General features: G+C 49.5%; 17 protein-coding genes. 6 read left to right on the forward strand and 11 right to left on the reverse strand.

All coding sequences use genetic code 11. From position 1 onward, the window contains the following. Window positions 1-2 precede the first annotated feature (2 nt). Window positions 3-869 (forward strand): LysR family transcriptional regulator, encoded by an 867-nt coding sequence (locus EST55_RS04630; protein ID WP_129496669.1) that lies wholly within the window; start codon window positions 3-5, stop codon window positions 867-869. Between the two features lie 15 nt (window positions 870-884). Here EST55_RS04630 and purL read toward each other — a convergent pair whose 3' ends face one another. The 3 genes from purL to EST55_RS04640 all read right to left on the reverse strand — a co-directional run bounded on the left by purL (window position 885) and on the right by EST55_RS04640 (window position 5,675). Then, complete coding sequence (gene purL / locus EST55_RS04635) at window positions 885-4,772, reverse strand: phosphoribosylformylglycinamidine synthase (protein WP_129496670.1); 3,888 nt, start codon at window positions 4,770-4,772, stop codon at window positions 885-887. 242 nt (window positions 4,773-5,014) lie between these two features. Beyond that, entirely contained in the window at window positions 5,015-5,152 is a 138-nt protein-coding gene (locus EST55_RS12305) for a hypothetical protein (protein ID WP_157776081.1), read from the reverse strand. A gap of 70 nt (window positions 5,153-5,222) precedes the next feature. Beyond that, window positions 5,223-5,675: an RDD family protein gene (locus EST55_RS04640; protein ID WP_088768809.1), complete on the reverse strand. Its 453-nt coding sequence runs from the start codon at window positions 5,673-5,675 to the stop codon at window positions 5,223-5,225. Window positions 5,676-5,795: 120 nt separating this feature from the next. Between EST55_RS04640 and rfaH the strand changes: the two genes are divergently transcribed. Further along, window positions 5,796-6,293, forward strand: a complete 498-nt coding sequence (gene rfaH / locus EST55_RS04645; RefSeq protein ID WP_129496671.1) for a transcription/translation regulatory transformer protein RfaH — start codon at window positions 5,796-5,798, stop codon at window positions 6,291-6,293. A 111-nt stretch (window positions 6,294-6,404) separates the two neighbouring features. Here rfaH and EST55_RS04650 read toward each other — a convergent pair whose 3' ends face one another. From EST55_RS04650 to EST55_RS04660, 3 genes are all read right to left on the reverse strand, one after another. Further along, window positions 6,405-8,963 (reverse strand): zinc-dependent metalloprotease family protein, encoded by a 2,559-nt coding sequence (locus EST55_RS04650; RefSeq protein WP_129496672.1) that lies wholly within the window; start codon window positions 8,961-8,963, stop codon window positions 6,405-6,407. Between the two features lie 142 nt (window positions 8,964-9,105). After that, window positions 9,106-10,473 carry a membrane-bound lytic murein transglycosylase MltF gene (gene mltF, locus EST55_RS04655; RefSeq protein ID WP_129496673.1) on the reverse strand — a complete coding sequence of 456 codons (1,368 nt, stop codon included), beginning with the start codon at window positions 10,471-10,473 and terminating at the stop codon, window positions 9,106-9,108. Window position 10,474: 1 nt separating this feature from the next. Beyond that, the gene (locus EST55_RS04660; RefSeq protein WP_129496674.1) at window positions 10,475-11,785 is read right to left on the reverse strand and encodes an amidohydrolase; all 1,311 of its coding nucleotides are present in this window, start codon (window positions 11,783-11,785) and stop codon (window positions 10,475-10,477) included. 90 nt (window positions 11,786-11,875) lie between these two features. On the opposite strand from EST55_RS04660, the gene tadA reads away from it, so the two are divergent. Then, a complete protein-coding gene (gene tadA, locus EST55_RS04665) occupies window positions 11,876-12,352 on the forward strand; it encodes a tRNA adenosine(34) deaminase TadA (protein ID WP_129497000.1) in 477 nt (158 codons plus the stop codon). 1 nt (window position 12,353) lies between these two features. On the opposite strand, the gene EST55_RS04670 is transcribed toward tadA, so the two are convergent. Next, window positions 12,354-13,742: a Na+/H+ antiporter NhaC family protein gene (locus EST55_RS04670; protein WP_129496675.1), complete on the reverse strand. Its 1,389-nt coding sequence runs from the start codon at window positions 13,740-13,742 to the stop codon at window positions 12,354-12,356. A gap of 120 nt (window positions 13,743-13,862) precedes the next feature. Next, the gene (locus EST55_RS04675) at window positions 13,863-17,072 is read right to left on the reverse strand and encodes a TonB-dependent receptor (protein ID WP_129496676.1); all 3,210 of its coding nucleotides are present in this window, start codon (window positions 17,070-17,072) and stop codon (window positions 13,863-13,865) included. Between the two features lie 452 nt (window positions 17,073-17,524). Here EST55_RS04675 and EST55_RS04680 point away from each other — a divergent pair, with 452 nt between their 5' ends. Then, window positions 17,525-18,685 carry an endonuclease/exonuclease/phosphatase family protein gene (locus tag EST55_RS04680; protein ID WP_232709832.1) on the forward strand — a complete coding sequence of 387 codons (1,161 nt, stop codon included), beginning with the start codon at window positions 17,525-17,527 and terminating at the stop codon, window positions 18,683-18,685. Window positions 18,686-18,694: 9 nt separating this feature from the next. On the opposite strand, the gene ung is transcribed toward EST55_RS04680, so the two are convergent. Beyond that, window positions 18,695-19,345 carry a uracil-DNA glycosylase gene (ung, locus tag EST55_RS04685; protein ID WP_129496677.1) on the reverse strand — a complete coding sequence of 217 codons (651 nt, stop codon included), beginning with the start codon at window positions 19,343-19,345 and terminating at the stop codon, window positions 18,695-18,697. Window positions 19,346-19,429: 84 nt separating this feature from the next. On the opposite strand from ung, the gene EST55_RS04690 reads away from it, so the two are divergent. Together EST55_RS04690 and EST55_RS04695 are read left to right on the forward strand one after the other, a co-directional pair. After that, on the forward strand, window positions 19,430-20,224 hold the full coding sequence (locus EST55_RS04690) for a glycosyltransferase family 2 protein (RefSeq protein ID WP_157803472.1): 795 nt from the start codon (window positions 19,430-19,432) through the stop codon (window positions 20,222-20,224). A gap of 1 nt (window position 20,225) precedes the next feature. After that, window positions 20,226-20,975 (forward strand): glycosyltransferase family 25 protein, encoded by a 750-nt coding sequence (locus tag EST55_RS04695; protein ID WP_164976525.1) that lies wholly within the window; start codon window positions 20,226-20,228, stop codon window positions 20,973-20,975. Here EST55_RS04695 and EST55_RS04700 read toward each other — a convergent pair. Together EST55_RS04700 and EST55_RS04705 are read right to left on the reverse strand one after the other, a co-directional pair. Then, a complete protein-coding gene (locus EST55_RS04700) occupies window positions 20,972-22,993 on the reverse strand; it encodes a S9 family peptidase (RefSeq protein WP_129496679.1) in 2,022 nt (673 codons plus the stop codon). The genes EST55_RS04695 and EST55_RS04700 overlap by 4 nt on opposite strands. A 120-nt stretch (window positions 22,994-23,113) precedes the next feature. Further along, window positions 23,114-24,931, reverse strand: a complete 1,818-nt coding sequence (locus EST55_RS04705) for a DUF1302 domain-containing protein (RefSeq protein ID WP_129496680.1) — start codon at window positions 24,929-24,931, stop codon at window positions 23,114-23,116. Window positions 24,932-24,961 lie beyond the last annotated feature (30 nt).

Raw genomic sequence — 24,961 nt, forward strand, 5'->3', positions numbered from 1 at the left:
ACATGAATTACAAACATCTGTTTTACTTTTGGCATGTCGCGGAAAGTGGCCACTTAACGCAAACGGCGCAGAAGCTGCATGTATCGCAATCGGCTTTGTCGGCACAGATTAAACAGCTAGAAGAGTGGTTTGGGATGCCGCTGTTTGAGCGCCAGGGGCGTCAGCTGGTGCTGACCGAAGCCGGTTATATTGCACGCCAATACGCCAGCCGAATTTTTCACGAAGGTGAAAGCCTGGTGAATCAGTTAAAGCACGGCCAAACCGGTGACGACGTGGTGATTCGTATTGGTCATGCTTCGACCATGTCGCGTAACTTTGTCGAGGCGTTTATTAATGACTTGGTGCATCAGCAGAAGGTGAATTATCGATTGCACTCAATGACGCCCGACCAGTTGTTTAATGAATTGGCGAATCATCAAATTGATATTGCGTTGGCCAATACGAACGTACGCGGCAGTGACAAGCAACTTTGGCAAAGTCGTTTGCTGGCTCGACAGCCGGTGTCGGTGATTGGGCCCGTTGGGCGCGATATTGAGCGGTTAACCTCTGAGGCATTGGTGGGGCAAAATTGGGTATTGCCCCCGGAAAATATGCCGCTTCGATCGGCCTTTGATATGCTCAGCGCTGAATACAACTGGCAGCCTCGGGTATTGGCCGAAGCCGACGATATGGCCATGCTGCGCCTGCTTGCTCGTGACACCGGTGCATTGGCAGTCATTCCCGACGTTGTTGTGCGTGACGAGCTGACCGGCGGCCAGCTCAAACGTTACTTGACACTACCTAACGTCTTCGAGCACTTCTACGCTATTACGCTAAAGCGTCCCTTCGAACACCCCATGGTCGCCCAACTACTGCAACGATTCGGGTGATTCGAAGAGCCTCGGTTACCCGAGGTGTTTGCGGGCGTTGCGGAACATGCGCATCCATGGGCTGTCTTCGCCCCACTCGTCTGGATGCCAGCTGTTAGCGACGGTGCGGAAGACGCGTTCCGGGTGCGGCATCATGGCGGTGACGCGGCCATCTTCGCTGGTCACAGCAGTAATGCCTTGCGGCGAACCGTTCGGGTTCGCCGGGTACTGCTCGGCCACTTCGCCCCAGTTGTCGATGTAACGCAGTGCGACCTGAGCGTTCTGCTCTAACTGTCTTTGTTGCTGTGCGTTAGCAAACTCCGCGCGGCCTTCGCCGTGTGATACGGCAATTGGCATACGCGAGCCTGCCATGTCACCTAAGAAAACCGACGCAGACTTTTGCACTTCCACCAGGCTGAAGCGGGCTTCAAAGCGCTCGCTGCGGTTGGTGACAAAACGCGGCCAGTGGTCGGTACCCGGAATCAGCGATTTTAACGTCGACAACATTTGGCAACCGTTGCACACGCCCAGCGCCAACGTATCATCGCGATTAAAGAAGGCTTCAAATTGTTCGCGCGCACGGTCATTAAACAAAATGGACTTAGCCCAGCCTTCGCCGGCGCCCAGCACGTCACCGTACGAGAATCCGCCACAGGCTGCCAGTGCCTGCATGTCTTCCAACGATACACGTCCGGCTAAAATGTCACTCATGTGTACGTCAACCGCTTCGAAGCCGGCACGGTCGAATGCCGCCGCCATTTCATAGTGCGAGTTCACGCCCTGCTCACGCAAGATCGCCACTTTCGGTGAAACACCTTTAGCAATATAAGGCGCCGCAATATCTTCTGCCGGATCAAAGGTTAAGTCCGCTTGTAAGCCCGGGTTATCGGCACGTTGTTTCAAGCGGAATTCTTCGTCAGCACACACTGGGTTGTCGCGCAGGCTCTGCATTTGATGCGTTGTTTCGGCCCATACCGTACGCCAGTGCGTACGACTTTGAGCCAATACGTTTTTGCCTTCCCGGGTAAAGACAATAGCGTCTTCATTGGTTGGCTCACCAATGCGCTTTACGCAGTCGCTTAAACCGGCTGACGCGTAAGCATCCATGACGTTCTGATACTGCTCGTCGCTCACCTGAATAACCGCGCCCAACTCTTCATTGAACAGTGCCGCGAGATTATTCGAGCCAAGCTCATCTAACGCCACATTCACACCGCAGTTACCAGCAAAGGCCATTTCAGCCACGGTGCCGAACAAACCACCGTCGGACCGGTCATGGTAAGCCAGCAATCGACCTTCAGTAACCAGTTGCTGCGTGGTATTGAAAAACGCTTTGAATAAGTTGGTGTCGTCGAGATCCGGCGTTTCTTTACCCAGCTGCTGATACACTTGCGCCAACGCAGATCCGCCTAAACGGTTTTTGCCCTGACCTAAGTCGATAAGCACCAGATGCGACTGCCCTTTGTCGGTGCGCAGCTGCGGCGTCAATGTCGCACGAATGTCATTCACACGACCAAACGCCGTGATAATTAAGCTTAATGGCGCAGTGACGGCTTTGTCTTCGCCGTCTTCCTGCCACTGGGTTTTCATCGACATTGAGTCTTTACCCACCGGAATGGTGATGCCCAGTTCCGGACATAACTCTTCACCCACCGCTTTCACGGCTTCGTACAAACCTGCGTCTTCGCCCGGATGACCCGCTGCTGACATCCAGTTGGCGGACAATTTAATGCGTTTTAAGTCGCCAATATCGGCGGCGGCAATGTTGGTTAATGACTCGGCCACTGCCATGCGTGCCGATGCGCCAAAGTTCAATAAAGCCAGCGGTGTACGTTCGCCCATGGCCATGGCTTCACCGTGATAGCTGTCATAACTCGCGGCGGTTACCGCCACGTCTGCAACCGGAATTTGCCACGGGCCAACCATTTGGTCGCGTGCCACCAGACCGGTAACACTGCGGTCACCAATGGTAATCAGGAAGGTTTTCTCGGCGATAGCCGGTAAGCGCAATAAGCGGTCAGCGGCGTCGTTTATGTCAACGCCTTCCAAATGCAAATCGACACCGCTTGCTTGCTTAGTCTCTACATCGCGGTGCATTTTCGGCGGCTTGCCGAGCAGAATATCCAACGACAGATCGATAGGTTGATTTGAGAACTTGGCGTCGTTCAGCAACACCGTCAGCTCTTCGGTGGCTTCACCAATGACGGCGTACTCGGCACGCTCGCGTTCGCAAATGGCTTCAAAGCGCGCCAGGTTTTCCGGTGCGATGGCAATAACGTAACGCTCTTGCGACTCGTTACACCAAATTTCCAATGGCGTCATGCCCGGCTCGTCGTTCGGAATGTCACGCAGCTCGAACTTACCGCCACAACCGCCGTCGCTGACGAGTTCAGGCATTGCATTCGACAAACCGCCGGCGCCAACATCATGAATGAAAGCAATCGGGTTTTCAGCACCGAGCTGCCAGCAGCGGTCAATAACTTCCTGACAACGGCGTTCCATTTCCGGGTTTTCACGTTGTACAGAAGCAAAGTCTAAGTCTTCAGTCGATTCACCCGACGCCATGGATGATGCCGCACCGCCGCCCAGGCCAATGTTCATTGCTGGACCACCTAACACGACTAACTTAGCGCCAACCGGGATGTCCCCTTTTTGGACATGCGCTTCGCGAATGTTACCCATACCTCCGGCTATCATAATCGGCTTGTGATACCCGCGTGTTTCAAGGCCGTTATGGCTGTCGACGGTTTGCTCGTAGGTACGGAAATACCCCGTCAGCGCCGGACGACCAAATTCGTTATTAAAAGCAGCGCCGCCTAATGGGCCTTCCAGCATAATGTCCAGTGCTGACACAATGCGCGCTGGCTTGCCGTAGTTTTCTTCCCACGGTTGCCTGAACCCCGGAATGTTCAGGTTCGAGACACTAAAGCCCACCAAACCGGCTTTCGGTTTTGAGCCCACGCCTGTGGCGCCTTCATCACGAATTTCACCGCCGGAGCCAGTTGCGGCACCCGGGTATGGCGAAATCGCGGTTGGGTGGTTGTGCGTTTCTACTTTCATAAGAATATGCACAGGCTCGTGATGGTAGCCATAGCTCATGCTGTCCGGCTGCGGGTAAAAGCGCCCGGCTTCGTGGCCTTCCATAACGGCGGCGTTGTCTTTGTATGCTGAAAGCACGTAGTCCGGCGTGGTTTCGAAGGTGTTTTTAATCATTTTAAACAGCGACTTAGGCTGCTCTTGGCCGTCGATAGTCCAATCGGCGTTGAAGATTTTATGACGACAGTGCTCAGAGTTGGCCTGCGCGAACATATAAAGTTCAATGTCGTTCGGATTACGTTCAAGCTTCTGGAAATTTTCGACAAGGTAGTCAATTTCATCGTCGGCCAGCGCCAGACCTAAATTGATATTTGCTTGCGCCAGTGCCTCGCGTCCGCCCGCTAAGATATCAACAGACGACAATGGTTGAGGCTCTTGTGTACGGAACAACTGGCTCGCGTCGTCCATGTCGTACAGGACACTTTCAGTCATGCGATCGTGTAATAACGCTGCGGCTTGTTTCAGTTCTTCAGCAGACAAGTCGCCTTTTAAGTAATACGCGGTGCCACGCTCCACTCTGTGGATGTTTTTTAAACCACAGTTGTGCGCAATATCGGTCGCTTTCGATGCCCAGGGAGAAATGGTGCCAATACGTGGAGTGACTAAAATGAGCGCGCCTTCTGGCTCATGAGCGGGCAATTCCGGGCCGTATTTCAATAATTGCACCAATACTGAACGATGTTCGTCGGTCAGCTCATTGTGCAAATCTACGAAATGCTGGTACTCGGCATAAAGTTCGTTAACCGGCAAGCCGGCTTGTTTCAGTTGCTCGAGTTGCTTCGTTGTTTTAAAGGCTGATAAGGCTGGTGCACCGCGGTAGATTTCCACAAGCAAGGTCTCCAAAGCTGGGCGATTTTTGCTGGCGGATTATACAGTACCCCGAAGGTATTGGAAAGGCAGTTGGTCGTAGCTAGATGCTGACAATTGACCGTAGCCTGATGCTGACAATTGACCGTAGCCTGATGCTATTGCATCAGGTGAGATTTAGCTAACTGCACCGCCGGAACAGTTGGGTGATGAAGGTTTAATGTGGGTAGTTGCGGCATCGCACCTGACGTAATAACGTCAGGCTACTCGACCTTGGGTGTGCCTTCTTTCTGGACTAAGCGGAACCACTTTTCGCGGCGTTCAATAATGCGCTGACGGCGCTTGCGGATAACAGCGCGGCGGCGGGAGTTATTTTCTCGTCTGAGGCGGTTGGCTCGCATAGACTTAGGCCTTTATTACGTTGAAAGACCTTTTCAGCTTACCTTGCCGCCCCAGTTTTTTGCAATGATTTTATGCCGACGGCTTTTTGATGACTAAGGTGCCAGCCATAATGTCATGTAAACCCTGCTTTTTCTCGGTGAAGGCTATCATGATGAAACCAACCATGAGGAGAAGCGCTGACACGATTTTACCCCAGTAACGACCATTCGCACGACCAAAGCCGATTTGCTGACCGTTCATGTCGGTGACCTGCAGACCCAGAATTTTCTTGCCTGGTGTTGCCATCCAGCCAGAGATTTCAAAAATGGTGAAATACAACCACTGACCAACGATACCGATAACGTAACCAATACCACCGGCGACCATTTCAATATCACCCATTGGTGAACCCGCAGCGCCCATAAATATACCGACGAAAATGCCGATAATGACACCGATAATGGTTAAGCCCAATTGCGTGATAATAGTGTCGATAATAGCTGCCGCTAAACGTAGCCAGAAACCACCGTGATTAAATTCCATTTGTTGCTCCGTATTGTTAATTTTGCGTTAAGATGCCTTGAGTGAACGCTCAAGTCAATACGCTTGCGTCGTATAGGTTAATATGGAAAGATCCGCCGCCAATAAAGGAAAGGATGTGTTATGAGCCAGCTCGACAGTGACGTTTGGTACGTTATTCGCACGAAGCCTAAACAGGAAGAGCGCGCCGCGTTAAACCTGGAAAACCAGGGGTTTGAGGTGTTTGCACCTAAGTTAACGGTGAAAAAACTTCGTCGTGGCGTTCGTACGTCAGTTGTTGAGCCCATGTTTCCGAATTACTTATTTGTAAGGCTGGACGATATCATTGAGCAGTTTTACAAAATACGCAGTACCTATGGTGTGGCTGGCGTTCTCAGGTTTGGTAACAACATTCCCAAAATTCCACAACAGTGGGTCGACGAAATGAAAGGCGTTGACGAGCTGACCGATGAGCAAGCCCCGAAAGTGGGTGATAGCGTCGAAATTCAGCAAGGTCCGTTCCGTGGATTCCTTGCTAAAATTGTTCAGCTTGACGGCGAGTCACGATGCTTCGTGATGCTCGAGTGGATGCAAAAAGAAGTGAAAGCCAACTTCAGTTACAAAGAGCTGCAGTTTAAGTAGCCTGATGCTATTGCATCAGGTGAGGTTTTGCCGTTTCCCGCATTGTTTCAATAATACGGAGGTGCGTTTTCGACATCGCACCTGACGTAATAACGTCAGGCTACGGTAGCATCAGCGTTTGCAACGTCGCACTAACCACGCGACTGGCACCAATAACAATAGCCAGGCTGCATTACCGCCGCTGCTGCCTGACGCAGCTTCGGTGACAGTAAAACGGGCCGTTGCCGTCTCACTGTTCCCTTCGGTATCGCTTGCGGTCAGGCGGTATTCGTACTCACCTGTAGACAGGCTGCCTAATGACGCAGTGGCCGTATCACCCTCATAATTGACGTTGGACACACTGGTTTCGCTGCCGTCACTATTCAACCGAACGACCTCAATGCTGGACGTATCTAAGTTGCCGTCAGCGTCGGTCACAATTGCGGTTAATGACACGCTCTGCCCTGCTATTGTATTGCTGGCCCGGAAGCTTCGTATGGTCGGCGCTATAGCGCGAGGCTCTACCGTGAAAGACACATTAATGCTCTCACTGCCGTCACTAAAGTTAATTTGCAGTGGCACAGATAGCGCATCGTCCACGGGCGGTGTTTCACCCGTTAGCTGAATACGCCGCTCCCCTTCAATGGTCGATTCAACTTCTGTTGCGCTGAAGTTTTCAATAAGCCCCTCAGCATCGTTAACGGTAATGACAACGTCAGCCGGCACGTTATACACACTGACAGTCGAGTTCAGCGTCATGACCTCTCCAACCCGCTCTCCCTGGCTGATAAATGCCTGGGCTGCGCCACCGGTCATGGAGTCCGGATCAACCCACAAACCACTGGATACTGAAAAGTCCGCAGCATTGGTATTTACCACTTTTAGTGGCAAGTGATACGGGTTATGAACATTGTCTTTGTTCAGCCCCGCACTAATGTCGGCCAATGACTGTTTGAGCGTTATGGTCATTGTTCGGGAAGTGCCGGAGCCAGCCACTTCCCAGCTGAACCACTCTGCGGCATTGTCGATACCGATTTGCTGACTGACGTCGGTGCCACTAGCGGTTACCGGAAGCGCTAGCTGAATAGCGGCGTTGTCGGTGTTTTCATCCGACAGCTCAATGGTTACCTGAGATTGGTCGCCGGCTTCCACCAAACTGACAACGTTGTTGTCGAGTAAGAGGTAGTTTGCGGCGGCGTCGGTATAGTCCCCACTAAAGCTTGCGTTGCTTACGAAGCGCCAGCGGGCTGTGTCAGGGTTGATTTGCTCGACGGCAATGATGCAAATTGCATCAGGTAACGAGGCTGCCTGATAAGCGACGGCATTATTGGTTACGCCTTCCTCTGACAATAAAGCGGCTTGTGATAGCCCGGTGTATTGCTCGCAAGCGCCACCTGCAACCACGTATTTGTCCGCACCTTCGACACGAGGCCAGCTAAACGTTAACGCGTCGTTGCCGGTACGCTCCGTTTGCATACCCGCCACATTCGTTCTTGAGCTATTATTCGACCAAATAACGCTGCTGCGCTGTGCGGCCAAACTGGCATTGGCGGCGTCAATTTCGGACGCGGCTTTGCCTAACGGTAAACCATAGTTGCTGTCGACAATGTCAGGGCTTGAGAATGCGGCTTCGCTTGAACAGTCGCCGGTGCTAAATTCGCTGCGACAAACCGAACCATATGACATGGTTGTGTAGAAACGACCTTCGCCTTCAATATAGCCGTAAGGAATATGGAAGTCTTCCTGCTCTCCTTCACCGCCGCTTGAATTATCAGCGAGGGTATAGCGATCATGACGTAAACCAAAATTATGCCCGACTTCGTGCGCAACCGTACCGTTCCCCATGCACTCTATAGCCGTATAGCCGGCGTTTGAGCCACCACTGACATAATTCACTTGATTGTCACTGGTATTAAACTCGGAGGCTCTAAACGCAATACCGCATAGGTCAGGGTTTTCAGCCCCAACAAAATGCACCACGTCGGCTTTGTAACGATCCACCAGTCGTATTACTCGCTGATCGTTTATAAGCTCATCCAGTATGGTATCCGGGTTCTCATTGGGAAAGTCGGTTGTGCTTTCTGGTCTGAAAGGCTCTACGCCGGCTATGGTCATGGTGACGGGTAAGCTTGAGCGTTGAAAAATCGCATTGCTGGTATCGACTGCACCTTGAATAGCAAGCTCCAAGTCGTACCCATTGTCGTCGGCATAACCCAACAATCGATCATCGTAGATAAATAAAACATCCAACGAATTATCGAATAACTGAACCTCGTCTGCCGGGGCCGCCGCTTTATTGGCTAAATACGCTTTCTGAGGCAACGCCCGCGCATTCACAGTGGTTGTTGTCGTACGCTCTGTTTTAGGTTGCTTCGGCTCTGCAGGCAATAAGTTGGTGTTCTCGATGACCGTTTTCCCGTTAACCACGCGGATGGTTACCGAGCCGACCTGCGGATGAGTGATTGAAATGAGCTGGTTGTCACCGCGTCGGTGCATAAAACCGAGGTGCTGGGTATCGCCACTGGCCGTTTCAAAGGTCAGGCGGTAGCTGTTTTGCGAAGAAAGCCGCTCTGCGAGGGTCGCTTCAATGGATTCGCCATTTACGTCGAGTTGAATCGTGTCACCCAGGCTTTGAGCCCAGGTAAACATTGGTGTCAGAGCGACGAGTACCGCAGCAGCTATTTTTTTCATTTTATTTGACCTATTTGAAATCGGTAACATTACACCTTGTAGCCTGATGCTATTGCATCAGGTGAGGTTTTGCCGTTTCCCGCATTGTTTCAATAATACGGAGGTGCGTTTTAGACACCGCACCTGACGTAATAACGTCAGGCTACAGCCTACCCTGCTCATCGAGGTATTTCAGGGTGTCGTAAAAGCGGCGGATATTGCCGACATAGGTGACGGGCTCATCACCACGGGCGAAGCCAAAGCGGGTTTGCCGATAAAACTGTTTCTGGCGCAATAACGGCAGGCGCTTTTTCACGTCCACCCAACGGTCCGGATTACCACCCTGCTTTTCTGTCAAAATACGGGCGTCTTCCAGGTGCCCAAAACCAATATTATAGGCGGCTAGAGCAAACCAGGTGCGATCGGGCTGAGGAATACGATCGGGTATTCGCTCCAACATGCGTTCCAAATAACGCGCGCCACCACGAATGCTTTGCTCTGCGTTCAAACGGCTTTTTACGCCCATGGCTTTGGCTGTGGGTAGTGTCAGCATCATCATGCCCCGCACGCCGGTAGGTGACACCGCCCTTGGGTTCCACAGCGACTCCTGATAAGAAATTGCGGCCAACAGCCGCCAGTCCAGAGTGCCTGAGTGCTCTTGAAATAACTCTCTGTATTTGGGCAGTATGTTATCCACCGCCTCAATGAACAAACTGGTGGTCACGTAGTTAAACTGCTTAACGTGACCAAAATGCTGTTCCTTTATATGCGCCAGCCGGCCGCTGCTTCGAATTTCTCCAAAGTACTCAATAACCGCTGCATACAATGAGTCATCACTGCTCTGTGGCAGTGCCCAACCAATGTCCTGCTCATGTTTCACCGTAAAGGCGACACTCAAGTCAGGATGAAAACGGCGCTGAATATCCAGCGCGGTGCTGTCCGTAATGGTATAATCAATTTCTTCATTGATAACCATGCGCAGCAACTCGACCGCATCATGGTCGGTGGTGGCACGCCACTTTAGGGTAGGAATGCTGTTGCCCAGGCTTTTTAGAAATTCATGGTGCGAACTGCCCTCGACCACAACAATTTCACCGTCGGTAATTTGCTGCAAGTCTCTGGGACGTTGTCGGGAGCCCTGCTTAAACACAACCTTTTGGCTGATCACATCATAAGGCGGGCTGAAACGAAACAGCTGAGCACGGGTGGACGTTCGGTCAATGCCAGCTGCGACTATGTCCACTTCCCCCCGACGCAACATAGTGAACAAATCATTCACATCAAAACGCGGAACCATTTCCAGCTCCACCCCAAGCCGATCGGCAAAGCGCTTTGCCAAGTCATACTCGAAACCCTGCTCACGATCATGGTCAAAATAGTAACTGGTGGGGTTCATTAGCGTACCCACCCGAAGCACTTGTCGTTCCTGCACAACAGTCATGGCGTTCGGTCGGGTTTGAGGGGTACAGGCCGTCAGCGTCGTGACGGCCAAAAACAAGGTAACTAAAAAATAAACAACAGACTTCGGCATATTAGAGTGATTCCAGCGCCCAATTCACATACAACTCGGTGCCGGTTTTCAGTGCATCTTCGTCCGCATAGAAGTAAGGCGAGTGGTTGCTCGGCTCTTTGCTCATGTCACGCTCAGGTGGAGTAACCCCCAAAAAGACAAACATACCCGGCACTTCCAGTGCATAGTAGGAGAAGTCTTCTGCGCCTGTCACAAGAGGCACTTCCTTCACTTTGTCAGCACCGGCAATGGCTTTTGTTATTGGTAACATTTGCTCGACAAGCTCAGGATCGTTCTTCGTGACCGGATAGCCTAAGTCAACGTGTACATGCGCTTCAGCACCATTGGCCTCTGCTGTTTTCTCTGCGGTATGCTTTAACTTCGCATGAATGTCGCGGCGAATGTCCATATCAAAGTTGCGAATGGTGCCAATAAGGGTGACATCGTCCGGAATGATATTATTGCGCACGCCACCTTCGACAATCCCAAACGACAGCACCGCAGGCGCTTTAGTGATATTGGTTTGGCGACTAATAATGGTTTGTGCGTTATTAATAATTTGCGCAGAGGTAACGATTGGGTCTACACCACCCCACGGAGTTGAACCGTGCGTTTGTTTCCCTTTAACCGTAATTTCAAATTGGTCAGACGATGCCATCAGTGGACCTTTGCGGTAGCCAACATGGCCTGTCGGGAAACCGGCCCAAACGTGAATACCGAATACTTTCTCAGGCTTATTCTCGGCAATAAGATCACCAAACAGGCCTTCTTTTAGCATCAGTTCCGCGCCACCTTCTTCACCTCCTGGCGCGCCCTCTTCGGCCGGCTGAAAGATAAACATAACGTTACCGGCCAACTGGTCTTTCATCTCTGCCAGCTTTGTTGCGGCGCCCATGAGCATGGCTACATGAGTGTCGTGGCCACAAGCGTGCATGACGCCCACTTCATTACCCCGGTATTCCGAGGTTACGGTCGATTTGAAGGGGACATCGGTTTTTTCCGTTACCGGCAAGGCGTCCATATCAGCACGAAGTGCAATGGTCGGTCCCGATTTACCCCCCTTTAACAACCCAACAACACCAGTATGAGCAACGCCTGTCGCAACCTCCATGCCCAGCGAGCGCAGGTGCTTTTCGACCATTTTAGCGGTTTCAAACTCTCGGTTACTCAACTCCGGGTTCGCATGAATGTGACGACGCCATTCAATGACTTGCTGTTCGAGGTCATTGCTGACGGTAATTGGCGACTGCTGCGCCATGGCTTGACCCGGCAATGACAGTGCCCCCAAAGTGGCGCTACTGGCCAACAATAAACTGATAGCAAGCTTTTTCATAATGCTCTCCTGTGCCTCAAGTTGCCTTCGGTAAACCCGGGCGGATGGTTGTTCTGGTACTGGGTAATATCCTGCGCTAAAATCGCCGCCATGACAACCGATGAAATTTACATGCGACGAGCGCTCGAGCTTGCCGAAAAAGCCCAACAAGCGGACGAAGTGCCGGTTGGCGCGGTATTAGTGCTAAACAACAAGATTGTTGGCGAAGGCTACAATCAAGTCATTAGCTTATCCGACCCGTCAGCTCATGCGGAAGCACAAGCCATTCGTGCCGCTGGGCAGGCTATTGAAAACTATCGGTTAGTCGACTCCACTCTATACGTTACGTTAGAGCCTTGTGCAATGTGCGCCGGGCTTATTACTCACGCCCGGGTTAAGCGCTTAGTGTTTGGCGCCAGCGACCCGCGAACCGGCGCAACGGGCACCGCTATTGAGGTGTTGAACCATGCCTCGATGAATCACAAAGTGGACATTGAAGGTGGCGTTTTGGCGGACGAATGTGGCGACATTCTGCGCCGTTTTTTCCGCGCACGTCGCAAATCTGCCGCCAAACCGTCCAATTCTTAAATTACATCAACAGCCCCGTGACGGAGTACGCCAAAGTTGCGCCTACCCCCGCCAATAATGCGTACGGCAGTTGTGTTCTAACATGGTCAATATGCTCGACCCCTGATGCCATAGACGCAATAATGGTGGTGTCTGATATAGGCGATGCGTGGTCTCCGAAAATACCGCCGGAAATGGCAGCCGCAATAAACGGTGCGGGCGGCAAACCGAGCGTCATCGCCAGAGGGATAGCCAACGGCAACATAATAGCAAACGTGCCCCAGCTTGAACCGATAGAAAAACCGGTAATCGCCGACAATACAAAAATAAGCGGCAAGAGCATCCACAGTGACACCGAACCGTCGAGCACCGATGCCAGGAACTGACCCGTACCTAAGTCTCGTGTCAGTCCGCCAAGCGCGATTGATAGCCATAAAATAACCGCCAGCGGCAGTATATTCCACGCCCCTTTGAGAAGGTACTCAACAATATCCTTTAAATTCACCGGTTGCGTCAGCAGTGTGCCAATACTCGCGATGCCGAGTGCAATGTAGATGGCAATGAAGACACTCAACGTGCCGTCACCTTCAACCAAGACGCCGTCCCCGGTCACCAGCAACATAACCGGCACCATAACCACTAACGAAATAAGGCTGGTCAGCACCACCGCCGTTCCTTTACCAAAGCTGACGGTTTCATCGGGGCCATCACCCCAGGTGTTTTTCGAGACTTGGTCGGGCACCGCATTTTTCTCAAAGGTTTTCATTGGCCCGATATTCCAGTCGAACAGAGCGACAAAAAGCGCCAGCAAAACCGCAAATAGGGCGTAGAAATTAAAGGCTATAGACTGAATGAACACCATTAGCGGTTGTTCAACACCCTGCTTTGAAATCAGCGTTAAGTTAAATGCGCCCCAGGCATTGAGTGGGATAAGAATACAAATGGCCGCGCAGGTCGAGTCAACAATATAGGCAAGTTTCTCGCGAGAGATACCCAGCCGATCATAAATAGGTCGGGAGGTAGTGCCTGAAATCATAATGGTGACGTTAGACTCAATAAACACAATAACGCCAAGTACCCAGGTCATAAAACGTGCCCGACGCTTGCTTTCTATCCATTGCTTGCGCTCGAGTTTGAGGACGAATTGTTTAAAAGTACCGCCCTTTTCCAAAACACCAAATAATGCGCCAATACCCAGCGTGAAAAACCACACCAACATATTGCCGGGATCTACTAGGGTTTCCCATGTGCTGTCGAACGTGCCATAGGCAATGCTTTCCGGGGCCGGCCAAAACAACAGAACATTCGCCAGAATGATACCGCCAATAAGGGCTAACAACACTTTTCGGGTAATAATGGCAAAGATGATTGCCAGCAAGGAAGGTAAAAGGCTCGTCCAGCTCAGTTCCATTTGGATACGTTAGGTTGTGTTTGATACTGGGAGGTTAAAATAATAAACCGCCGCGGGCAATACCAACGGCGGTTTATTCGTTTGCTCCTGACGTAATAATGTCAGGTTACAGCGCAGAGCTTAGAAGGTATAACGGATACCTATCTTCGCCTGCCAAGTTGAACGCTCTGGTAAGTATGATGTCGGTGCTGACGTATCATAACCAGCGTATGGGCGACCATAGACAACATTACCCGTTTCAGGATTAATATCACCCTTAACGAATTGAGTTGTTGGGCTACCATTAAACAGGTAGTGCTGCTGAGCAGAATCTTCATCGATTAACGCAAGAATGTTTCTTACATCAAAGAACAAAGTAAACTTATGCTCATCCATAAATCCTGGTAACTCTTGAGTATAGTTAAAGTCTAGAGTTGTATTCCAAGGACCACGGAATTCATTCATTGGCGCGAAGCCACCTGCGTATTGGTCTAAACCAGCTTCTTGTAGTAACGGCAGTAACTGCTCATAAGTTAAGCCATCAGTATACTCTACATTACTGTCATCCGGACCAGTCGGAATATATGGCAGATAACGAGGACGAGCTAAGTTTCCTGCGTCACCGAAGACGGAGTTACCATAAGTATCCAATACGTAGCTATATGGACGTCCTGAGTATCTCTCCCAGAATAACGTAAAGCTTGAGTCATAACCGTCCATTAACTGAGTGGTGTAACTTAGGTTAGCCACAAAACGGTGCTCGACTTCATAGCCTGCCGTGTTTACAAGAACATTTTCGGCATCAACTGTTGGCGTGTAACGGTAGTTTGACCAAGCCGTTGATGAGCCACCAGCAAATGCTTCAGTCACGTCTTGGTGAGTATAGCTAGTATTAAAGCTAAGACCGTTATCCCAGGCTTTACCTGCGGTCAACGTCAATATTTTGCTATCACCAGAACGTCCGTTAGTCAGCATCAGGTCGTAGCGAGAGATGCCGTTGTCGTCACCAATCTCAGACGGAACATGGTTATCTAGCGGGTCATCTGCCACATAAATTGGTCGACCAGCCGAGGTAGTAACTGGGTTACCATTTTCATCTAATAAGGTGCGACGACTTAAATCAGTCCAGGCTACATCATCCTGCTTCTTACCATAGATGAATTCAGCACTTAAGAACCAGTCTTCACCTAAGTAGCCTAAGTCAGCACCGTTCCAGTCAATAGCTAAACTAGAACGCCACTCAGATGGTAACTCGAAGTTAGGGTCGATTGGTGTGACGATGCCGTCACCTGCCACTAATGAATCAACAACTTCCTGAGGAACATTAGCTAAATCAACATTTTCTAAGTAAACAGATGAATCTACAGAGCTCGGATCAAAGTTGACTGCACCGATACCATCGTTAGTATAAGCGTTTGATATCCATACATTAGGTCGACCACCGCTGTATTTACCAACACCACCGCGAAGGGTCATATCGTCAGCAAAGTTCCACTTAAACCCGACACGAGGCAAGATAATATCAACGCCATCCAGGTTCTCAGTGTTAGCAAACTGGTAACGCTGAACAAAACGGTCATTCAAACGAGGCTGATCATCAGCAAAAATTTGCTCGTAACGAACACCGTAGGTAATTTCCAGATCCCAAGTTGGCGTCCAGGTATCTTGTAAGTAAATAGAATGAGTGCCTTGAGTGAATATCGCCGCAACGTTATCTACATTACCTGACGGGTGGTTTTTGTATTCAAAGCCAGAAGCCACTTGATTACGGAAGTCTTCAATTGAGTCAAATTCCCAGGCACCCAGAGTTGCTTCAGCGAATAAGTTGTAAACATCAACGCTAGTGTAGTCGTAACCAGCCTGAATCAGGTGATCACCCTTCAAGTATTCAGCATTAAACTGGAACTGAGTGGTGTCATTTTGCAATTCATTCGCTTGGCTAGAATAATCTGGACCGATATATACGGCTGCTTCACCCGTTTCGATACGAGCTTGACCATAGTTTTTGCCCAGTAAAGGAACACGACCGTTGTCGACTTCTTTTTTAGATAGCTTTATTTCAGTTGAGAAGTCTGAGGTCCAGTTAGAGTACAACTGTGCAGAGTATGCTTTTAACTCTTGAGTATTTGAGTACCAGTTTGAGCTCAGAGTTAACGTACCTGTACTCCCACCATTATTTCTGGTTTGCTGTCCTTCAGTCGACTGGTAAGTTACCGCTAAACGGTGATCGTTATTGATGTTCCAGTCAATTTTAGCAAGAACTTTCTCATCTTCTTCTACCGGGTTGATATTCCAGTCACCTGGCTCTACCTGATAAACTTCACGAGCGATGTCCTGAATAGTCTGAACATCGGAAGCACTGACGTTTGCAAAGTTCGACGCCGTTGAACCTTCAGGACCACGCGCAACTGGCTGTGGCTCTTCAGTCTTTTCATAGTTTACGTAGAAGAAAAGAGTATCTTCAATGATAGGTCCACCAAGACCAAAACCTTTCGTTTTCTCTTCATAATCTAACTCAGGGGCAGTTGAGTCAGGGTAATAACGGTTTGGCTCCGGGTCTCCTGCCAAGCTGTCGCTGGCATATTGGTAAAATACCGAGCCTTTGAATTCGTTGGTACCCGATTTGGTTACCGCATTTATTTTCGCACCGGTAAAGTTACTATCTTTAACGCTGAAAGGAACAACATCGATGGACACTTGTTCAATTGCATCAATTGAAATTGGAGAACGTTGGGTTGGGTAACCGTTATTATTCAAACCAAAATCATCATTCTGACCAATGCCGTCAACTGTGATTGAGTTATATTTAGGGTTGTTACCTGCAACCGTCAACTCACTGCCATCACCGATTTGAGTCGCTAATGGGTTAAGTCTCAAAACGTCTTTTAAGTCTCTACCATAAGTCGGTTGCTTCTCAATTTGCTCTTCGCCAAACGAGCTACCAGAGCCACGGTTTAAGCTAGCGTAATTGATTGCTGAACCACTTACTTGTAAGCGCTCCATTTCGTCCGCTTCTAATTGAGCGTTTAAACGGTAAGTTGAGCCAAGCTGTAAATAAATGTCTTGATAAGCCGCGTCACGATAGACGTCAGAATCTAAGACAACTTGGTAAGGACCACCAACACGAAGACCATTGGCAACAAAGTTACCGTCTTCATCAGTCGTCACAGTTACCGTTGAGCCAGACGGCACATGGCGGATGACAACTTCAGTGCCGCCGGCACCATTTCCTTGAGGACCAACAACACTGCCTCGCATTGCCGAAGCTGTGTCCTGAGCATAAACGGTGCCAGAGAATACAGCAGCCAACGCAGCCGCAAGAGCTGTACGCTTGAAAGTAGAGTTAAACATAGTTTTGTTCTTCCCGGTTTTGGTTTTGGGTTTTTAAGCACAGATAAGGGTATAGCTTATTTGTGACAATTCTGTGAAAGAAAATAGAAAAATTTGACGAAGCGAAAGCGTTAAAGAGAGGGAGGAGCGAATAATGAAGAGAACAAAAGTAAGAAGCTCGTTTATTATTCGAGGATGCCCCACGGCATAACAGCTGATTCATCACAGGAAAGCTCATGACTTGATAAGTCTCGAGACTGTGGTTGGTGGTCGGAGCTGTTGGGAATACCGCTTGGTTCATTACGCTTCTAAGACATTTATGTGTCAGATATGTGACATATTTTAATCAAAATATTCGCGCTTGCCTAGCGCTTTGGGAACCTTTATTCTTCTTAATTGTCTTAGGCGTTTCTCAAACAGGCATTCCCATGGGCTTTATGCGGTTTTCAATATATTCAACATTTGTACTTTTTATGGTCACTTCTTTTTCTGCATTAGCGGGTTCGGGCAAAGGCGAACCAGAGACGGTTCGTATTGCAACCTTTAATGTCAGTATGGATGCTTCTAACTATTTGGCAGAAGAGACTCTGCCCACTTTAGAACGTTCCCCGCTTCCTGACGTTCTTCAGGCCAACAATGAACAAGTTCGCGGTATTGCTGAAATATTGCAGCGTGTGCGCCCCGATGTAGTCTTGCTGAACGAATTTGATTACATCGATAAAGCCGTTGGTATTGATGTTTTTCGCAGTGACTATTTAGAAGTCTCGCAAAATGGTCAGGCTGTCATTGAGTATCCTTATGCTTATACCGCTCCGGTTAATACAGGCGTGCCCTCTCCTTTTGACTTAAACCGCGATGGTGAAGCGACGGGTTCGGGTGATGATGCCTGGGCCTTTGGCTGGTACCCAGGCCAGTATGGGATGGTGATTTTGTCAAAGTATCCTTTAATGGCCGACAACGCGCGTACTTTCCAGCACTTTTTATGGAAAGATATGCCCGGTCGTCATATTCCTTATGTTCATAACGCCGACAAGCAACCGACTTCTGAGCCTTGGTTTTCTGACGAAGCAATGGCGCAGTTCCCTCTCAGCTCTAAGTCGCACTGGGATGTGCCGGTAAAAATAGGCGATCGTGTCATTCATCTACTAGCGGCTCACCCAGTGCCGCCGGTTTTTGACGGACCTGAAAACCGTAACGGTATGCGCAACTACGATGAAATTCGTTTATTTGCTGACTACTTAACACCTGGTCGTGACAACTACCTGTATGACGATAATGGCGTGCGTGGCGGGCTTAGTGAAGACGCCAGTTTTGTTATTCTGGGGGATATGAATGCACAGGCAGGCGCAGGTGGTGTCGATGGCGCCATTGAGCAGTTATTGGAGCATCCTCGCGTGAACGATGTGAAGCCTCAAAGTCAGGGAGGCAAACTGCACTCTCCTGATATTGATGGTTCGCAATTTCATACTGCCGCATGGCGCAAGCGTGTTGACTACGCGCTACCGTCTGGCGACTTAGTGGTTAAAAACGCGGGCGTGTTCTGGCCGATTAACGGCGAACCAGGCGCTGATATGATGAAAAAGCGCAAAGCTTCTTCTGACCACCGCCTGGTATGGATAGATATCGTTAAATAAAAATACGTATTACGCCCATTTTATGGGCTGTCGGCCATGTTGCTGCAAATAATCGTTGGCTTTTTTGAAGTGGTTTGCATCAAAAAAGCCGCGATGCGCTGACAAAGGTGACGGATGCGGTGCGGTCAGAATGTAATGTTTAGTGCCATCAATTAGCGGAATTTTTTTCTGCGCATGTGAGCCCCACAGCAAAAACACCACGTGCTCTGTTGCTTCAGACACTTTTTTTATCACCGTATCGGTAAAGGTTTCCCAGCCCCAGCTGGCGTGACTGTGCGCATTCCCTTGTTCGACTGTGAGCACCGTATTTAATAGCAACACGCCCTGCTCTGCCCATCCTGTCAAGTCGCCATGCTGAGGTAATACGGTGTTGGGGTAATCCAGAGCAATTGCCTTAAACATATTGCGAAGCGACGGAGGGAATTTAACACCTTCTTTCACCGAAAAACTCAGCCCATGCGCCTGACCTGGCCCGTGATATGGGTCCTGCCCAAGAATAACCACTTTCACCTGCTCAGGCTCGGTCAGCTTCAGCGCATTGAACACCTCTTCTTTGGGTGGATAAACAACGCTCTGCTGACGCGCCTGCTCTACGCGTTGCCACAGCTCTTTGAAATACGGCTTTTGTTTTTCTTCGGCGAGTAAGTCGCTCCAGGGCATTGTCGATTCCTTTGGTTGGGCTACACCTTTGTATAATAAAACGATATGATCCCGCTTCTCAACTGAATGATTTCAAGGTTTACTATGGCAGAGCAAAATAGCTTACCGAAAGTAAGTGTTTACTTAATAACACTCAATGAGGGTCGTCATTTAGATGAAGTTCTCAGCAGTGTCAAAGGCGCCGACGAGGTAGTACTAGTCGACTCAGGCTCCACCGACGATACGCTCGACATTGCCGAAAAACATGGTGCGAGAATTATTCATCAGGAATGGCTAGGCTATGCAAAACAAAAAGCCTTTGCTCTAGAGCAATGCAAAAACGACTGGGTCATCAACTTAGATGGTGACGAAGTGTTGCCGGATGGCGCCTTTGAAACCATTCAACATCGCATTGCGAAGGGTGACATTAATGGTATCTATTTAGCGCACGACGATATCTTTATGGGGCACTCTCTGCCTGGGCATCGCCACCATCGTTTTCGCCGAGTTTACCGAAAGTCTAAGTCTCACTGGAATACATCGACAAAAGTCCATGAGCACATAGAAGTGGAGCCCCCTCTGACCCATTTGCCCATTGATGTTAAGCATTACGGCTACGACTCCGCACATGGCTACATGGATAAGCTGAACAAATATTCGCTGCTGAAGGCAAAACAGCGGGAAGAAAGAGGTCGTCACTGCAGCTTAGCTCGGGTATTACTGATATTCCCGCTGATGTTCATCAAGTTCTACTTTATACGCCGCATGTTTTTAGCCGGCTGGCGAGGTTTCATTAAAGCCAATATTGATGCTTTTCACTTTTTCCTCACAGAAGCGAAGCTTTATGAGCGTGCCTACAGACGTAAGCGCGGGGATGATGTCGAGAAATCTGAGCGATAATATGTCATTTTTGCCCCTATTTTTAATTAATCTCGACCGCTCTCCCCATCGTCTGAAGGATGTTGATGATTCGATGCGAGAGCTCGGTCTCGATTATGAGCGCGTTCCTGCTGTTGACGGACGAGCGACTTCTACTGCCGAAGTCAACGCCGTGTATAGCCATAAACTCAATGTTGAGCGCTACAATTATGATTTAACGCAGGGGGAAATTGCCTGCTATATGAGCCACCGAAAGGCCTGGAAAAAGCTCCTGGACAGTGACCATCCAGCCGCCATTGTTCTTGAAGACGATATTGTTCTGAGTCCAGCGTTTGCCAAGTTGCATGATGCGGTGGCCGACATAGCGAATAGCAAATACGCGAATTGGGACATTATTAAATTAGCTCAACCCTTCAAACCCAAAGCGTCGACTCCGCTCGATGCCTTTGGTGATTTCACACTGGTCGATTATGAAAAGCCCCCGATGGGCGCTTGCGGCTATTTAATAAGCCGACAAGGTGCAAAGAAAATGCTGTCTCGCACACCGTTTTTTCGGCCGGTCGATGTTGATATGCAGTGGCAATGGGAAACTGGCGCTCACGTTCTGGGCTTACTTCCTTACACTGTGGATAACAGCCACACGCACGAAAGTGATATTTTTAGTGTCGCCAATAGACACGAAGCAAAACGCCGGGGATGGGTTCGTTTGAAAGAGCAATGGCGGTTCTTCTGGCAGAACCGCCGTTACCACAAAAGAAGACAGAGACCTTAGTCTTCTTTGTCCTTATACTTCTCAAACCAATGCAAGATATAAGCAACTTTGTTCATCAGGTTGCTTGGTCTTGCATAAATGCCGTGACCTGAGTCCTGAATACGTACCATTGCGGTGTCGACGCCTTTCAGCTTTAACGCCTGATAGTACTGCTCGGTTTCCGACATGGGGGTTCTGTAGTCATTCTCACCGGTTAATAGCATGGTTGGCGTTGTGACGTTACCCACGTAACTGATTGGCGAGCGCTCCATGTAGTGCTCCATGTTATTCCAGGGAAGACCCGGGAACCAATATTGATAGAAAAAGTTATACATATCAGCGGTTAACACGAAGCTGTACCAGTTAATAACCGGCTTAGCGACAACAGCTGCCTTGAAGCGATCAGTATGACCAACAATCCAGGCGGTTAAGACGCCGCCGCCACTTCCGCCGGTAACAAACAACTCATCTTCGTCAATGAAGCCTTTTTCTAAAACGGCATCAACGCCATCCATCAAGTCGTTGTAATCGTCGCTTGGGTAGTTGTGATGAATTTCATTGGCAAAGTCAGCACCGTAGCTGGTGCTGCCTCGCGGGTTCGTATAGAGCACCACATACCCTGCCGCTGCGAAGAGCTGTATTTCCGCAGCAAAACGCGGCCCATAGTTGGTGTGCGGACCGCCATGAATTTCCAACATCAATGGGTAGTCTTTGTCTTTGTCGAAGTTCGGAGGGTACGCAATCCAGCCTTGCAAGTCTTTGCCATCCACACTCGACTTGTAACGAATTTCTTCTACTTTTGCGAGCTGCTTATGTCCCAACGCATCTTCGTTCAAGCGAGTCATTTGTTGTACGTTACCGCCTTTCCATAACGCCAATTCCGCCGGGCGCATTGGGTTTGAAATAGTGAAGGCAATGTTGTCATTGTTCGCAACGCTAAAGTCGCCGCCACCGTAAGGTCGACTGTAAGACAGACCTCCCACGCGGTCAGTCAAATGTGTGTGTTTGCCGCTTAAGTTTGTGCGGGCCAACTGCCCGATGCCGTTGTCGTCGTAGGTAAAATAAATGCCCTCGCTGTCAGAGTCCCAGGCAAAGCCCGATACACTGCGGTCTAAGTCTGGCGTCAATGTTTTTATGTCAGACCCGTCGGTGTTCATGACGTAGAGCTTGGTGATCTGGTAGCTCATTTTCTCATCGTCATAGCCGGTGTAAGCGATTTTCTCTCCGTTTGGTGACACTTTAGGTGAACCGTCCGGACCGTTTCTGTCTGTGACGGCCAGAATGTCTTTACTAGCAACCGTTAACCGGTAAATTTCACTGTTGACCGGATGGCGAAACGCGTCTTCGCGACGATTCGCTGAGAAGAAAATATGCTTTCCATCTGCAGACCAGGCCAAGTTACCACCATGGTTAAATTGGTCTTCCGTTAATTGACGTGGAGATCCACCAGTGGCCGGTATCACATAAATTTGTTGGTGGCCGTCTTCTGCGTAGCCGCCGCCGTCATAGCGATAATTGTCTTTATCAATATATTTTGGTGGTGTGGTCCAGTTGGCCCCCTCGGGTTTACCCGGCAAACTGACCGGAGCAGATTCAGGCTTTGGCGTAAACATTGAAAACGCTATTTGAGTGCCATCGGGCGACCAACTTAAACCAGAAGGTGCTGTGGTTAACTGAGTAATGGCGGCGCTTTCACCCGAGTCGACCCAATAGATATGGATTTGCGGGCTGCCTGTTTCTGTTGATACATAGGCTAACCGCTTACCATCTGGCGACCACACTGGCTGGCTTTCACTTCCTTGCTCGCCGGTTAACGGACGAATATCACCGTCAGGTAAGACACTCCATAAGCGCCCTACTTTACGGTCGTTTTGTATGTCCATAGACTGACGGACAAATACGCTCCACTCGCCACTTGGGTGAATGGTCGGTGACGATGCGTATTCCAGAGTGAATACGTCTTCTAACTCCAGTTTTTCCTGAGCCGCTGCGGCACCTGATACGGCCAGAGCCGCTGCTGCAATTATCCACTTCTTCATTGTTGTTCTCCCCAGACATTACACCTGACGTAGGTAACGTCAGGCTACATTCGCATACGGACATAAAAAAACCGCCTCATAGAGACGGTTTTATCGCGATTCAAAACATGAATCAATGTATTAGAACGCGTATGAGAAGCTAACGGACGCAAAGTCACGGTCAGCTAACGGGTCTAAGTCGCTGTCTGAATACATGGTATAGCCAAGAGTCACTTTATAGGTTGACAGGTAGTCAGCCATTAAATTCAGACCCAGTGATTTGCGGTCTTCAATAAAGTTACTGTTTGGCGAATAACCATTCACGTCATGGTTAAACTGAACGGTTGGGTTTAAGCCCCAGCCTTGCCATACGTTTGAATATTCAAACTGGAAGCGCGTGCGGTAACCCCAGGATGTTGAAGTCACAAAACCTTCGCAGTTGCCATTTGCCATTGGGCCAGCGTCCTGCTCTGTTAAGCACTTACCAAATAACGGTAAACGACCGTAGCGTTGTTCTTGAATGCCCGGCATGTCGTGAACACTGTTCATGGCCACTTCACCGACAAAGGTCATACGATCGGAACCTAAGAAGCGGTCAAAGAAGCGTACAAAGCTGACCTGCGCCTGGCTCACGTCTAAACGATCATAGCCATTAGCTAAGCCGCCCAGCTCTGTATTGTCCACACGATCAGCAAATGTGCTTGGCGTGTTAGGACGTAAGCCAGCGGTCAAAATTTCAGTGGTGTTGATTTGTACCGGCATACCGTCACGGTAGCTGTACTCACCAGACACGGACCACATACCGAGGTTTGTGCTAAAGCTTAAACCATAAACCTCAGTGTCTTCCGGGTATTCCAGTACCAAGCGTGGGCCATCAATCGGGTAGCCGTTTGGCGTTGACCATGCATAACCTGGTGCTTGACCAGCTGCTCCAGCCGCTTCTTGATAAGGGCGAGGATCAACAGTCCAGTTATACGCAGAAATAATTGGCGTGTTGTTGTGCAGGTTTAGGTAGTAAACACCAAACTCAGCACCCAGATCCATTGAGTAGTAGCGTAAGTTTGCACCCCACTGACCACTGTCAGAGGCTTCAATGCGCGGGTTGCTTCCAATATAAGCGCCAGCTTCAATAGACTGACGGTCACTCAATGCAATACCATTACCGATGGTTGGGTTCAGTGTTACTAAACCACAGCCTGGACCACCAATAATATCAACGCTTGAGAAATAAGTACCACAGCCATCTAGCTTGGTGTTATCCCACTCATATTGATAGAAGGCTTCAAAGTTCATTACGTCGGTTAAGCCGATGTTGGCGCTTATCATACCAACCGGCAGCAATGCTTCTTTAATTTCAGCACCTGGACGACGTGCGGCGTTAACATCTAACGGGTTAATGTCGTTAATACCGTTGAAAACGAAAGTGCTTTCACCCCAGCTTAATACCTGACGCCCGACACGAACACTTGTCGGCATATCACCCAGGTCAAAGTTGGCATAAACAAACGCATCCAACAGCTCAACACCGTGACCTTGTGAATAATCATCAAAGGCGTCGTCTCTTAACGTTGTATTTGGGTAATACAAATTTGCTGTATGACCATGCGACATTTCTTCTTCAGAAATCACATAATCGTACCAGTAGTTAAAGCGTACAAAAGCACCGTGGCTACCACCGTCAATGCTCAAGTCGTGTACACCTTTAAATACCGATGATACCAAGTCGCCTTTGTCAAAGTTCAAGTTGCCGTCATCACCGACACTTGAGCCTGCGGTTCCGCCTGCGCGGTTGCCTGGATGAATCAGGTGGTTGGCCTGATCTTCCATACGCCATGACGCACCGTAGGACAGAATAGAGTCGAATTTAATTTCATAGTCGCCGACTTCGAAGTCAGCAGCCTGGCCTGTAGCCGCAAAGCTCAGTGCAATGGCCGTAGCCAGAGGAAGTTTTTTTAGCATAGTTGTTCTTCTTTTCATTGTGAGCCACCT

Origin of the sequence: Idiomarina sp. 29L (assembly GCF_004123135.1) — a bacterium.
Taxonomy (GTDB): Bacteria; Pseudomonadota; Gammaproteobacteria; order Enterobacterales; family Alteromonadaceae; genus Idiomarina.